This is a genomic window from Microbacterium gubbeenense DSM 15944 (assembly GCF_000422745.1).
Lineage (GTDB): Bacteria > Actinomycetota > Actinomycetes > Actinomycetales > Microbacteriaceae > Microbacterium > Microbacterium gubbeenense.
Genome location: NZ_AUGQ01000009.1, coordinates 44130 through 58199 on the forward strand (window position 1 = coordinate 44130; position 14070 = coordinate 58199).

General features: G+C 68.0%; 13 protein-coding genes. 1 reads left to right on the forward strand and 12 read right to left on the reverse strand.

Going from position 1 to position 14070, the window contains the following annotated elements; translation table 11 throughout:
• Positions 1-39: 39 nt before the first annotated feature.
• The 12 genes from leuA to lepA form a co-directional block, all read right to left on the reverse strand.
• On the reverse strand, positions 40-1794 hold the full coding sequence (gene leuA / locus G510_RS0107375; RefSeq protein WP_029153105.1) for a 2-isopropylmalate synthase: 1755 nt from the start codon (positions 1792-1794) through the stop codon (positions 40-42).
• Between the two features lie 183 nt (positions 1795-1977).
• A complete protein-coding gene (era, locus tag G510_RS0107380; protein ID WP_029153106.1) occupies positions 1978-2877 on the reverse strand; it encodes a GTPase Era in 900 nt (299 codons plus the stop codon).
• The gene (locus tag G510_RS0107385; RefSeq protein WP_029153107.1) at positions 2870-4204 is read right to left on the reverse strand and encodes a hemolysin family protein; all 1335 of its coding nucleotides are present in this window, start codon (positions 4202-4204) and stop codon (positions 2870-2872) included. The genes era and G510_RS0107385 overlap by 8 nt, the downstream gene beginning before the upstream one ends.
• The gene (ybeY, locus tag G510_RS0107390) at positions 4201-4668 is read right to left on the reverse strand and encodes an rRNA maturation RNase YbeY (RefSeq protein WP_029153108.1); all 468 of its coding nucleotides are present in this window, start codon (positions 4666-4668) and stop codon (positions 4201-4203) included. Before ybeY ends, G510_RS0107385 begins: the two co-directional genes overlap by 4 nt.
• Positions 4665-5780 (reverse strand): PhoH family protein, encoded by a 1116-nt coding sequence (locus G510_RS0107395; protein WP_084644260.1) that lies wholly within the window; start codon positions 5778-5780, stop codon positions 4665-4667. The genes ybeY and G510_RS0107395 overlap by 4 nt, the downstream gene beginning before the upstream one ends.
• The gene (locus G510_RS0107400) at positions 5725-6072 is read right to left on the reverse strand and encodes an HIT domain-containing protein (protein ID WP_029153110.1); all 348 of its coding nucleotides are present in this window, start codon (positions 6070-6072) and stop codon (positions 5725-5727) included. Before G510_RS0107400 ends, G510_RS0107395 begins: the two co-directional genes overlap by 56 nt.
• Before the next feature lie 20 nt (positions 6073-6092).
• Positions 6093-6818, reverse strand: a complete 726-nt coding sequence (locus G510_RS0107405; protein WP_029153111.1) for a 16S rRNA (uracil(1498)-N(3))-methyltransferase — start codon at positions 6816-6818, stop codon at positions 6093-6095.
• A 6-nt stretch (positions 6819-6824) separates the two neighbouring features.
• Positions 6825-7931 (reverse strand): molecular chaperone DnaJ, encoded by a 1107-nt coding sequence (dnaJ, locus tag G510_RS0107410; protein WP_029153112.1) that lies wholly within the window; start codon positions 7929-7931, stop codon positions 6825-6827.
• A gap of 45 nt (positions 7932-7976) precedes the next feature.
• Positions 7977-9008, reverse strand: coding sequence for a heat-inducible transcriptional repressor HrcA (hrcA, locus tag G510_RS0107415; protein ID WP_029153113.1), 1032 nt, complete (start codon positions 9006-9008; stop codon positions 7977-7979).
• Between the two features lie 54 nt (positions 9009-9062).
• Positions 9063-10277, reverse strand: coding sequence for a radical SAM family heme chaperone HemW (hemW, locus tag G510_RS0107420; RefSeq protein WP_029153114.1), 1215 nt, complete (start codon positions 10275-10277; stop codon positions 9063-9065).
• A 4-nt stretch (positions 10278-10281) separates the two neighbouring features.
• Complete coding sequence (locus G510_RS0107425; RefSeq protein ID WP_029153115.1) at positions 10282-10923, reverse strand: DUF1990 domain-containing protein; 642 nt, start codon at positions 10921-10923, stop codon at positions 10282-10284.
• Positions 10924-10947: 24 nt separating this feature from the next.
• The gene (gene lepA, locus G510_RS0107430) at positions 10948-12798 is read right to left on the reverse strand and encodes a translation elongation factor 4 (RefSeq protein ID WP_029153116.1); all 1851 of its coding nucleotides are present in this window, start codon (positions 12796-12798) and stop codon (positions 10948-10950) included.
• 287 nt (positions 12799-13085) lie between these two features.
• On the opposite strand from lepA, the gene G510_RS0107435 reads away from it, so the two are divergent.
• A complete protein-coding gene (locus G510_RS0107435) occupies positions 13086-14069 on the forward strand; it encodes an ABC transporter permease (protein WP_036322360.1) in 984 nt (327 codons plus the stop codon).
• The last annotated feature ends 1 nt before the right edge of the window (position 14070 follow it).

Genomic DNA, 14070 nt, shown 5'->3' on the forward strand with positions numbered 1-14070 from the left:
GCGTTCCGCGCGGAACGCCCGACATGATTCAGAGAGCGGTCAGGCCCCGATGAGCTGCGTGTCGCGCACGCGGATCGTGCGATTCACGGCCGAGACGATCGCCTTCAGCGAGGCCGTCGCGATGTCGCCGTCGATGCCCACGCCCCAGAGTCGCTGGTCGTCGACCTGCAGGTCGACGTATGCCGCGGCCTCCGCATCGCCCGAGGCGCTCAGCGTGTGCTCGGAGTAGTCGTACAGCGTCACCTCGTGGCCGCGCTCGCGGATGATGTCGAGGAACGCCGCGACCGGGCCGTTGCCCGTGCCGGAGACGACGATCTCGGCGTCGTTCTCGCGCAACGTCACCTCGAGATCGCTCTCGCCGTTCGACGTGTGCTTCGTCGTCGTGCCGAGCAGCTCGAAGCGGCCCCAGCTCGTGTCCGGCGCGCCCGAGGGCAGGTACTCGTCCTGGAAGATGTTCCAGATCTCGTCGCTCGTGACCTCGCCGCCTTCGGCGTCGGTCCGGGTCTGCACGACGTTCGAGAACTCGATCTGCAGCTTGCGCGGCAGGTCGATCTTGTGGTCGGCTTTGAGCAGGTACGCGACGCCGCCCTTGCCCGACTGCGAGTTGACGCGGATGACCGCCTCGTACGAGCGGCCGAGGTCCTTCGGGTCGACCGGCAGGTACGGAACCGCCCACGCGATGTCCTCAGTCGTGACGCCCTGCGCCTCGGCGCGGGCCGCCATCGACTCGAATCCCTTCTTGATCGCATCCTGGTGCGATCCGCTGAACGCGGTGAAGACGAGGTCGCCCGCCCACGGGCTGCGCTCCGGAACCGGCAGCTGATTGCAGAACTCGACCGTGCGCTTGACCTGATCGATGTCGCTGAAGTCGATCTGCGGGTCGATGCCCTGTGTGAACATATTGATGCCCAGCGCGACGAGGTCGACGTTTCCGGTGCGCTCACCGTTGCCGAACAGGCATCCCTCGATGCGGTCGGCGCCGGCCAAGTATCCCAGCTCGCTCGCGGCGATCGCGGTGCCGCGGTCGTTGTGCGGGTGCAGCGACAGGATCACGTTCTCGCGGTTGTCGAGGTGGCGGCTCATCCACTCGATCGAGTCGGCATAGACGTTCGGGGTGGCCATCTCGACGGTCGCCGGCAGATTCAGGATGATCTTGCGCTCGGGCGTCGGCACGAGCACGGTCATGACCTGGTTGCAGATGTCGGCGGCGAACTCGAGCTCGGTTCCCGTGTACGACTCGGGCGAGTACTCGTAATAGACCGTCGTCTCGGGGATCGTCTGCTCGAACTTCTTGCACAGCCGAGCGCCCTCGAGCGCGAGGTCGATGATGCCCTGCTTGTCCGTGCGGAAGACGACCTCGCGCTGCAGCACGCTGGTCGAGTTGTAGAGGTGCACGATGGCTTGCTTGGCTCCGCGCAGCGACTCGTAGGTGCGCTCGATGAGCTCTTCGCGGGCCTGCGTCAGCACTTGGATCGTGACGTCATCGGGGATCAGATCCTCCTCGATTAGCTGGCGCACGAAGTCGAAGTCGGTCTGGCTCGCCGACGGGAAGCCGACCTCGATCTCCTTGTAGCCCATCTTGACGAGCAGCTCGAACATCACGCGCTTGCGCTCGGGGCTCATCGGATCGATGAGCGCCTGGTTGCCGTCGCGCAGGTCGACCGCGCACCAGCGCGGGGCCTGCTCGATGCGCTTGCTCGGCCAGGTGCGATCCGGGAGTTCGACCGAAATCTGCTCGTGGAACGGCAGATACTTATGGACCGGCATGCCGCTGGGCTTCTGATTGTTCTTCATCTTCGCGTTCCTTCAGTTCGTGGAAAAACGGGCCACGAGAACCACCGCGACGAGAAGGCCCTAGCTACGAGGTCTCGTCGCGGCAGATAAGGAGAAGAAGTCCGAACTGTCGCACCTCTCCACAATACCACGCATCGTGCCCTGCCGATGCGGGCCCCGCGCGCATCGGGCTGAGCATTCTGCTCAGAAACCGAGCCGGCCGAGGTGCTTCGGATCGCGCTGCCACTCCTTCGCGACGCGCACGTGCAGCGAGAGGAACACGCGCGTGCCGAGGAGCGGTTCGATGTCCGCGCGGGCGCGGGCGCCGACCTCCTTCAGCCGCGAACCATTTCGGCCGATGATGATCGGCTTCTGGCTGTCGCGCTCGATGACGATGTCGGCGTACACGTCGGTGAGCTCGGCGTTGTCCTCGCGCGGCGCGATCTCCTGGATCTGCACCGCGATCGAGTGCGGAAGCTCGTCGCGCACGTCGAGCAGCGCCGCCTCGCGGATGATCTCCGCCACGCGATCCTCGATCGACTCGTCGGTGCTGACGTCCTCCGGGTACAGGGCGGGACCGTCCGGCATCATCGCGAGCAGCTCGTCGGTGAGCACGTCGAGCTGCTCGCCCGTGTCGCTCGAGAGCGGAATCACCGCGGCCCAGTCCTCGCGCAGCGAGTCGACCTCCATGAGCTGCGCCATGATCCCATCGCGGCTCGCGGTGTCGGCCTTCGTTACGATCGCCACCTTCTTCGCGCGCGGGTAGCCGTCGAGCGACTCGGCGATGCGGCGATCGCCGGGGCCGATCTTCTCGTTCGCGGGAACGCAGAACCCGATCACATCGACGTCGCCGAGCACGGTCTCCACGAGGTCGTTCAGCCGCTGACCGAGCAGCGTGCGCGGGCGGTGCACGCCGGGGGTGTCGACGATGATCAGCTGGCCGCCCGGGCGATTCAGGATGCCGCGGATCGCGCGCCTCGTCGTCTGCGGCTTCTCGCTCGTGATCGCGATCTTCTCGCCGACGAGCGCGTTCATCAGCGTCGATTTTCCGACGTTCGGGCGTCCGACGAACGTGACGAATCCGCTCTTCGAGGTCTCAGTCATGGGGTCCGCTCTCTTCTGGTACCTGTATCTCGCCGGTCTTCGGGCGACGCCCGAGGACATGATCGACCTGGCGCAGCGACTCCGTGCGATCGACGAAGATCGTCGCGAGGCCGCGCCCTCTGCCGCGCGGCGTGCCGCCCGTGAGGATGAGCCCGTCGGTCTCGACCTGCTCGCCGGGCTGGGGCATGTGGCCGAGATGCTTCGACATGAGGCCGCCGATCGAGTCGACATCCTCATCGTCGATGTCGACGCTGAACAGCTCGCCCACCTCATCGGCTCCGAGGCCGGCGCTCACGCGGAAGCTGCCGTCGGGCAGCTCGACGACCTCGTTCGTGCGCGCGTCGTACTCGTCGTCGATCTCGCCGACGAGCTCCTCGAGCAGATCCTCGAGCGTGACGATTCCGGCGACGCCGCCGTACTCGTCGATCACGAGGCACACGTGCACCTGGTCGCGCTTCATCTGCTGCAGCAGGCTCTCGGCGCGCATCTGCTCCGGGACGAAGACGGCGGGTCGTGCATACGCGACGACCGCCGCGTCCCGCCACCCTGGCGTGTCTCGGAACGCGTGCTGCACGAGATCTTTCAGGTAGAGCACGCCCACCACGTCGTCGACATCGCCGTCGATGACGGGAAGCCGCGACAGGCCGCTCGTCAAGAAGTCGTCCATCGCCTGCGATGCCCGCGCGTCCGAATCGATCGACACCATCTCGGTGCGCGGCACCATCACGGCGCGCACGATCTGGTCGGTGAAGTCGAACACCGAGTGGATCAGTTCGCGGTCATCATCTTCGATCAGGGCGTGGGTCGCGGCCTCGTCGACGATCGACAGCAGCTGCTCCTCGGAGTCGAAGCCGCGGCGCCGCCCCCCAGGGATCAGGTGCTCGAGCGCGGCGGCGAACGGCTGCGCGATGAACCCGAACACGAGCTTCGCGGCCCGGATCGTCGGCGCCCCGAACCCGAGGATCTGCTCGGAGTAGCGGCGACCGAGGATGGCCGGCGCGGTATGCACGGCGACGAACGCGACCGCCGTCATCACGACGACCGTCACGAGCACGCCCCACCACAGGCTCGAGAACATCTCCTGGAACGCCGCGGCGGCGAGTACGACGGCGCCGACGTCGCACAATACGCGCATGAACGTCAGCGCGGCCTCGTGTGCGTCCCTGGCACGGGAGATGAGGGCGAGCGCCCGCGGGCTCTGGCCTTCGGCGGCATAGTCGACGAGATCCGCGGTCGAGGTCACGCCGAGTGCGGCGTCGAGCGCGGTCGCGAACGCCGCGATGAGGAGCAGAACGATCACTCCCCCGAGGAGCAGTAACTCGGTCATGCCCTGCGGCGCCGCCTCTCGGCGCTCGCGAAGTGGGTCAGCAGCTCGCGCTGGAGGGCGAACATGCGTCGCTCTTCATCGGGCAGGGCGTGGTCGTAGCCGAGCAGGTGCAGCAGCCCGTGCGTCGTGAGCAGCTTCATCTCGTCGAGCAGCGAGTGCCCGGCGGTCTCAGCTTGCGTCTCGGCGATCTGCGGGCAGACGACGATGTCGCCGAGCAGCCCGGGAGGCGTCACCTGTTCGGCCGTTCCGGGGCGCAGCTCGTCCATCGGGAAGCTGAGCACATCGGTTGGTCCGGGCTCGTCCATCCACTGCACGTGCAGCTCGGCCATGGCGGCCTCGTCGACCAGCACGATCGCGAGCTCGGCGTCGGGGCTGACGTGCAGCTCCAGCAGGTGGTGCTGCACGAGGCGCAGCAGGGCCTCGACGTCGACGTCGAGGTCGGACTCGTTGTTGATGTCGATCATGAGCGTCCTCGGTTCTGATTCCTGCCGCCCGGTTGGGGTCCGCGGCGGCCTGCGCGATTCGCGAAGTCGCGCGCCTCGTCGAGCTCGGCCCGGCGGGCGGTGCGCTTCTCGTCGTATTCGCCGTACGCATCAACGATCTTGCCGACGAGCGTGTGGCGCACGACGTCGGCGCTCGAGAGGTTCGCGAAGTGGATGTCGTCGACGTGACCCAGGATCTTGCTCACGACGCGCAGACCGCTCGTGCCGCCCGGCAGATCGATCTGCGTCGTGTCGCCGGTGACGACCATGCGGGTGCCGAATCCCAGGCGCGTGAGGAACATCTTCATCTGCTCGGGCGTCGTGTTCTGCGCCTCGTCGAGCACGACGAACGAGTCGTTGAGCGTGCGTCCGCGCATGTATGCGAGCGGGGCGACCTCGATCGTCCCGCTCGCCATGAGCTTCGGCACGATCTCCGGATCCATCATCTCGTTGATCGCGTCGTACAGCGGGCGCAGGTACGGGTCGATCTTGTCGGTCAGGCTGCCGGGGAGGAAGCCGAGCCGCTCCCCCGCCTCGACCGCCGGCCTGGTCAGGATGATGCGGCTCACCTCGCGGCGCTGCAGCGCCTGGACCGCCTTCGCCATCGCGAGATACGTCTTGCCGGTGCCGGCCGGCCCGATGCCGAAGATGATCGTGTTCTGGTCGATCGCCTCGACGTAGTCGCGCTGGCCCGGGGTCTTCGGCCGGATCGTCTTTCCGCGGGTCGCGAGGATCGTCTCGCCGAGCGACGAGCTCGGGCGCTCCCCCGATTCCTGAATCACCCGGTTCGACGCCGTGACGTCGGCGGGCTCGATCGTGTGTCCGTTGCGTGTCATATCGATCAGCTCGGCGACGAGCACGCGCGCGGCGGCGACATCGGTCTGCTCGCCGGACAGCGTGATCTCGTTGCCGCGCACGAGCACGTCAACGTTCGGGTGCTCCTTCTCGACGATCCGCAGCAGCCGATCCTGCGGGCCGAGCAGCTGCACCATCGCGATGCCGTCGACGGTGATCGTCACGGCGGTCTGAGACGAATCGTCAGCCAACGAGACTCTTCTCCTGGAGGTCGCCCGCGAGCACGTGCGCGTGCACATGGAACACGGTCTGGCCTGCGCCCGCACCGGTGTTGAAGATGAGACGGAACTCGCCGCCGGCGCGCTCGGCCGCGACGCGGTTCGCGAGGTCGACGACTTCAGCGAGGAGTGACGGGTCGCCCGCGGCGAGCTCGGCCACGTCGCGGTACTCGCCCGACTTCGGGATGACCAGCACGTGCAGCGCCGCCTGCGGGTTGATGTCGGTGATCGCGAAAACGCGATCGGTCTCGGCGACGATCTCACCGGGGATCTCGCCGTCAAGGATGCGCGTGAAGATGCTCGGCTCGCTCATGCCGTCGAGTCTACGGGGATTCACCAGCGACCGAGCCGTGCGTTCAGCACGGCGAGGGCCGCGGGTCCCGCCGTCGACGTGCGCAGCACGCTGTCGCCGAGGCGCGCGAGGATCGCTCCCGCGTGCGTCAGCTGCTCGATCTCCTCGGGAGCGATGCCGCCCTCCGGACCGACGACGAGGATCAGGTCGCCCGCAGGCAGATCCATCGTCGTGATCGGAGCCTCAGTCCAAGGGTCGAGCACGACGGTGGTCGCGCCCGTGTGCGCGGCGAGGCCCGCGGTGGTCGCCGCGGCTTCGACCTCCGGGATCCACGCGCGGTGCGCCTGCTTCGCCGCCTCGCGCACGATCGTCTGCCACCGCGCGCGGCCCTTCTCGGCCTTCGGCCCCTGCCAGCGCGACACGCAGCGCGCCGCCTGCCACGGGATGATCCCGTCGATGCCGAGCTCCGTCGCGGCCTGCACCGCGAGCTCGTCGCGGTCGCCCTTCGCGAGCGCCTGGGCGAGCAGCACCCGCCGCTCAGGCGCCGGCCGGTTCTCGCGCGCGTCGACGCGAACCTCGACCCGCTTCGGATCGGCTGACGTCACGGATCCCGTGAGCCACGCGCCGCGCCCATCGGTGAGCGTCACCGATTCGCCCTCGCGCACGCGCCGGACGCTCGCCGCATGATGCGCCTCGGATCCCGTGAGCACGACGACGTCGCCCGGCGTCGCGCCCTCGGCCTGTTCGTGGACGAAGTGAAGGGCCATCGGCGCCTAGCCGCGGAACCGGTCGCGGAGCTTCGAGAACAGCCCCTGCTGATGCTCGGCGAGCTGCGGGCCCGGCGCCTTCGTGCGCTTGGCGAGCTCCTCGACGAGCTGGCGGGTCTTGTGATCGACCTTCGTCGGGGTGACCACTTGCACGGCGACCTTGAGATCGCCGCGGCGCTTCGAGCGCAGGCCGGTGATGCCGCGATCGGCGATCTTGAGCACGTCGCCCGACTGCACGCCGGCGCGCACCTCGAGATCGACCGCGCCGTCGAGGCCGTCGATCGACGCCGTCGTACCGAGGATCGCGTCGGTCATCGACACCTCGAGGGTCGCGAGGAGGTCGTCGCCGTCTCGGCTGAAGACCGCGTGCGGCTCGACGTGGATCTCGATGTAGAGGTCGCCGTTCGGGCCGCCCGCGGGGCCGACCTCGCCCGACCCGGGCATCTGCAGGCGCAGGCCCGTCTCGACGCCGGCCGGGATGTCGAGGCCCACGGTGCGGCGCGAGCGCACGCGCCCCTGACCGCCGCACGTCGTACAGGGGTGCGGGATGCGCGTGCCGTAGCCCTGGCAGGATCCGCAGGGCTGCTGGGTGACGACGTTGCCGAGCAGGCTGCGCACCTGACGGCTCACGTGCCCGGATCCGCCGCACACGTCGCAGCGCTCGGGCTCCGTGCCCGGCTGGCAGCAGCTGCCGCCGCACGTCTCGCACAGCACGGCCGTGTCGATGTCGATGTCGCGGTGGGCGCCGAAGACGACGTCGCCGAGGGCGAGATCGACGCGCACCAGCGCGTCCTCCCCCTGCTGGCGGCGCGAGCGCGGGCGGCCTCCGCGCGATCCGCCGCCGCCCCCGAAGAACGCCTCGAAGACGTCGCCGAAACCGCCGAAACCGCCGCCGAAGCCTCCCGCCTGGTCGCCGCCCATGTCGTAGCGGCGCCGCTGCTCGGAGTCGCTCAGCACCTCGTACGCGTGCGTGACCGACTTGAACTCCTCAGCCGCCTCGGGCGAGGGGTTCACGTCGGGGTGCAGCTTGCGGGCGAGCTTCCGGTACGCCTTCTTGATCTCGTCAGAGTTCGCCTCGCGCGAGACGCCGAGAACGTCGTAGTGGTCTGCCACAATCACCTTTCCGCGGGGTCGCCGCGATGAGTGTCGTCGCCGCGGTCAGCGGCTTTCGTCTTCTTCCAGAACGCGCGTGAGATACGTCGCCACCGCGCGAGCGGCGGCGAGGTTGCGCGGGTAATCCATGCGCGTGGGCCCCATGAGTCCCACGCGGGCGCGGCCGATCGCCGCGTCGTATTCGCTCGCGACGATCGATGCCTCACCGAGTCCGAACGGTGCGTTCTCGCGGCCGATGCTCGTCGCGAAGCCGTTGTCGTCGGGATCCATCGCGCTCATCAGGCGCAGCAGCGTGACCTGCTCCTCGATCGCTTCGAGGAGCGGATGGATGCTGCCGCGGAAGTCGTCCTCGCGGCGCGCCAGCGTCGCCGCCCCCGCCATGACGAGGCGGTTCTGCCGGAACGCGTCGAGCTCCTCGGCGATGGCGCGGATCACGATCTCGCGGGCGACGTCGACGGCCGTGCGGTGCGCGGAATCGTCGGACGCCGCGAGGCTGTCGGCGGCGTCGCCGACCCCGCGCCCCACCACGAGGGGCTGAACGTGCGCCAGAACGGCATCGACGTCGTCGGCGTCCACGGCGGCGGGCAGCAGGGCGAGCCGCTGCGATACGCGTCCGGTGTCGGTCACGAGGATCACGAGTACCCGTCGCGGATCGAGCAGCACGAGCTGCACGTGCGTGACCGTCGCGCGCGCAAACGAGGGGTACTGCACGAGCGCGACCTGACCGGTCAGTTGCGTGAGCACGCGGACGGTGCGTGCAAGGAGGTCGTCCAGATCGGCCGGGTCCGTGAGGAATGACTCGATCGCCGCGCGCTGCGCCTGAGACAGCGGGCGCACGTGAGCAAGGTGATCGACGAACGCGCGGTAGCCCTTATCGGTCGGCACCCGGCCCGACGAGGTGTGCGTCTGCGCGATCAGCTCATCCTCTTCGAGCAGCGCCATGTCGTTGCGGATCGTCGCGGCCGACACCCCGAGCTGGTGCCGCTCGACGATCGCCTTCGACCCCACGGGCTCGTGCGTATCGACGAAGTCCGTGACGATGGCGCGCAGCACCTGGAGGCGTCGGTCGGAGACCATCTCGCGCTCCCTTCGGTCTGGCACTCACATGGTTCGAGTGCCAATTCTATCGCGTCAGTCGGTGAGAGCTCGCACCACGGCGTCCGCGAGCAGTCTCCCGCGCAGCGTGAGAACGATACGGCCCTTCACCGCGAATCCGCCGTCGACGAGGCCGTCGGCGACGAGACCCGCAACCGCGCGGCGGGCATCAGCGTTCGGAAGCTCGGCGACCGGCATGCCCTCGCGGATCCGCGTCTCGAGCAGAACGCGCTCGAGCAGACGCTGTTCGGCGTGGGGAGTCTCGCGCCCGGCCGCAGGCGAGGATCCGGTGGACAGGCGCTGCGCGTACGCCGCGGGGTGCTTGACGTTCCACCAGCGCAGCCCGGCGACGTGGCTGTGGGCGCCCGGCCCGAAACCCCACCAGTCGAACCCGCGCCAATACGAGAGGTTGTGCCGCGAGCGGTGGTTCTCGCCGCGCGACCAGTTCGACACCTCGTACCACTCGTAGCCCGCACCGCCCAGCAGCTCGTCGGCGAGCTCGTACATGTCGGCCTGCAGGTCGTCGTCGGGCGCGGGCACCTCGCCGCGGGAGATCTGCCGGTGAAGCTTCGTGCCCTGCTCGATGATGAGCGCATACGCCGAGATGTGGTCGGGCTCGTGCGCGAGGGCGGTCTCGAGCGACGACCGCCAGTCGTCGAGGCTCTCCCCCGGCGCGCCATAGATCAGATCGAGACTCACGTCGAGGCCGGCGCTCTTCGCCGCGGCGACAGCGGTGCTGACGTTCGAGGGCGTGTGCGTGCGATCGAGTGCGGCGAGCACGTGCGGCACCGACGACTGCATGCCGATCGACATGCGGTTGACCCCGGCCGCGGCGAGCTGGTCCACGACCTCGGGCGTAACGGTGTCGGGGTTCGCCTCGACCGTCACCTCGGCGTTCGGCGCCAGACCGAAGGCCTCCCGCACCCCCTCGAGCATGCGCGCGAGGTCGCCCGCGGGCAGCAGGGTCGGCGTGCCGCCGCCGAAGAACACGGTCTGCGCCGGACGGATCGGCCCGGCCTCTTCCAGCACGCCGCGCGCGAGATCGATCTCGCCGAGCAGCGTGTCCGCGTACTGATCCTGACGCGCGCCGCGCAGCTCGGGGGCCGTGTAGGTATTGAAATCGCAGTAACCGCAGCGCACGCGGCAGAAGGGCACGTGCAGATACACGCCGAAGTCGGTGTGCGGGTCGGCGCTCACGCCGAGCAGGCCGTCGGCCGGTGCGGGGTCGCCGAGCGGAAGAGCGGATCCCACGGCGCTAGGCGAACAGCGGCGATACGGCGCGCAGGTAGGCGGAGTTCATCAGCCGGCGGCGGCGCTTGACCAGTCGGCGGAAAGCGCGGTAGCTCCACCTCACGGGCACGTCGAACGAGCGCACCTCGAACCACACCTCGTCGTTGTCGCGCCATTCGACACTGAAGAGGATCTCCCCGCTCACGAGGGTCGCATCGACGGTTCCGATCGCGAACGCCACGCGGCGCTCGTCCTCGGTGACGAAGATCACGCGGTAGTCGCCGTTCGCCTTGCGCCCCCGGGCACGGCCCATGATGTGGGCGGTCGCGCCGGCGCTGACATACGCCACGCCATCGGCAGTGAACCGCTGATCGCCCTCGTGACTGGCCGGGGGCTGCGGCGTGCCGTCGGCGTCGAAGCTGACGCCCGTGTAGCTGGGCTCCGCCGACGGGCGCACATCGGTGAGCTCGAGGCCCGCCCCGGTGATCACGCGCCAGGCGAGAAGATCATCGCCCGCCTTGCGGAACCGCGCCTCGCCGCTGCCGATGCGCCACGAATCGACGGCCGGCACGGATTTCTCCGGCGGATACTGCAACAGATCGGCGGCCTGACTGGCGCCGACCGCCGCATAGTCGACCGTCTGGTCACGGAAGGTCGCCCTGCGCATGCTGTTCACCCTAACTGGTGGAGGTTATTTCTTGCCCGACGATTCGACGTCACCGGAGAGGGCGGCGATGAAGGCGTTCTGCGGAACCTCGACACGGCCCACCATCTTCATGCGCTTCTTGCCCTCCTTCTGCTTCTCGAGAAGTTTGCGCTTGCGGCTGATGTCGCCGCCGTAGCACTTCGCCAGCACGTCCTTGCGAATGGCGCGAATCGTCTCGCGCGCGATCACGCGAGCGCCGATGGCGGCCTGGATCGGCACCTCGAACTGCTGGCGCGGGATCAGCTTGCGCAGCCGCTCGGCCATCATCGTGCCGTACGCGTAAGCGCCATCGCGGTGCACGATCGCGCTGAACGCATCGACGCGCTCGCCCTGCAGCAGGATGTCGACCTTCACGAGGTCGGCCTCCTGGCTGCCCGACGGTTCGTAGTCGAGGCTCGCGTAGCCCTGCGTGCGGCTCTTCAGGTGGTCGAAGAAGTCGAACACGATCTCGCCGAGCGGCATCGTGTACTTGAGCTCGACGCGCTCCTCGGACAGGTAGTCCATGCCGATGAGCGAACCGCGGCGCGACTGGCACAGCTCCATGACGGTGCCCACGTAGTCCTTCGGCACCAGGATCGACGTCTGCACGATCGGCTCGGTCACGGAGGCGAGCTTGCCCTCGGGGTACTCGCTCGGGTTGGTCACGACCGTCGTCTCGCCGTTCTCGGCGGTGACCTCGTAGATCACGCTCGGAGCGGTGTTGATGAGGTCGAGGTCGAACTCGCGCTCCAGGCGCTCGGTGATGATCTCGAGGTGCAGCAGGCCGAGGAAGCCGCAGCGGAACCCGAAGCCGAGCGCGACGGAGGTCTCGGGCTCGTACACGAGCGCCGCGTCAGAGAGCTTCAGCTTGTCGAGCGCGTCGCGCAGGATCGGATAATCGCTCGCATCGAGCGGATACAGGCCCGAGAACACCATCGGCTTCGGCTCGACGTACCCGTCGAGAGCGACCGCGGCGGGCACCTTCGCGTCGGTGACCGTGTCACCCACCTTCGACTGGCGCACATCCTTGACGCCCGTGATGAGGTACCCCACCTCGCCGACGCCGAGTCCTTCGGACGCCACCGGCTCTGGGCTCGAGACGCCGATCTCCAGGAGTTCGTGGGTCGTGCGCGTCGACATCATCTGCAGCTTCTGGCGGGGCACGAAGGATCCGTCGATCATGCGCACGTACGTCACGACGCCGCGGTAGGCGTCGTAGACCGAGTCGAAGATCACGGCGCGCGGAGCCGCGTCCGCGTCGCCGGTCGGCGCGGGGATGTCGCGCACGATGCGGTCGAGCAGCTCCTCGACGCCGATGCCCGTCTTGCCCGATACGCGCAGCACGTCTGCGGGGTCGCCGCCGATGAGATCCGCGAGCTCCTTCGCGAACCGCTCGGGGTCGGCGGCCGGCAGGTCGATCTTGTTGAGCACCGGAATGATCGTGAGGTCGTTCTCGAGCGCGAGGTAGAGGTTCGCGAGGGTCTGCGCCTCGATCCCCTGCGCGGCGTCGACGAGCAGGATCGCGCCCTCGCAAGCGGCCAACGACCGCGAGACCTCATAGCTGAAGTCGACGTGGCCCGGCGTGTCGATCATGTTCAGGGCGAAGGTGTCGCCGTCGACCTGCCACGGGATCCGCACCGCCTGGCTCTTGACCGTGATGCCGCGCTCGCGCTCGATGTCCATGCGGTCGAGGTACTGCGCGCGCATTTCGCGGTCGCCGACGACGCCGGTCAGCTGGAGCAGCCGGTCGGCGAGGGTCGACTTGCCGTGGTCGATGTGGGCAATGATGCAGAAATTGCGGATTCGCGCGGGCGGGGTTGCCGCGGGCGCGAGCGGCTGAGAGGCACGGGGCGACATATCTAGGCGAGTCTACGCGGAACGCCCGACAGACGCCTGGTGACCGTCAGGGCATGTCGTCGCCTCGTGCATGACATATGGAGGAAAAGTGTGCAGACTAGAGACATCCCGCAACGAAGCCGGTGCGCAGAGTGCTCAATTGGCACCTGCAGCTGATTACGAAACGGTCCGTCCGATACAGATTGATAACGCTTTATTGCTAATGGCCACCCCATTCGCAGAAGCGGACGAACGCAGACTAGAGTCACCTCTCAGCCCTGTGCTCCTCGAGAAAGCCACCTGACACCTTGTTCCGATACTTGACGCGCCGCCTGATCAACTGGCTGGTCATCATCGTCGTGTCGACCAACATCACGTATCTGCTCGCGTGGAACTTCATGGATCCTCGCAGCAACTACGTCGGTCGACGCCCCCCTCTCAGCCCGCAGCAGATCACGGATCTGTTGGAACCGCGCAACCTGAGCGACTCGGTTCCTCTGCTCGAGCGGTGGTGGACATGGCTCACGAACATCGTTCTGCACTGGAACTGGGGCCTCGCCCCCAACGGCGACACCGTCAACACCCAGATGGCGGCCCGCATGTGGGTGTCGGCGGAGTTCACGGGAGTGACGCTCATCATCACGACGGTGGCGGGCATCGCGCTCGGCGTCTACACCGCGAACCGGCAGTACAAGCTGGCCGACCGCATCGGGCACTTCAGCTCGACGATCACGATGAACATTCCGCCGATCGTCGCAGCCCTCGGCTTCGTGCTGGTCGGCATCTGGGTCAATGACCTCGCGGGCAGGACGATCTTCTACGTCACCGGACCCGTCGGGCTCTCGTCCGAACATTGGTGGGTGCCCGTGCTCGATACGCTGCACCGGCTGATCCTGCCCACGCTCGCGATGTCGCTCGTCGGATACGCAACGACGCACTTCCTGCAGCGCGCGCTCCTGCTCGACAACATCAGCGCCGATTACGTGCGCACGGCGCGCGCGAAGGGCCTCACGAAGAAGCACGCGATCCGCAAGCACGCGCTGCGCACGTCGCTGATTCCGATCGCGACGCAGATCGCCTTCTCGATCCCCGTCATCTTCCTCGGCGCGGTGCTCTCCGAGCAGATCTTCGCGTGGCACGGCCTCGGCGAGTATCTCGTGCAGACCATCGGCCGCAACGATGTCCACGGCACCGTCGCCATCGCCGCTTTCGGCGCGTTCCTGACCGCGATCGGCGCACTGCTCGCCGATATTGCGGTCGTGGCCCTCGATCCGCGAGTGCGGGTGAATTGAT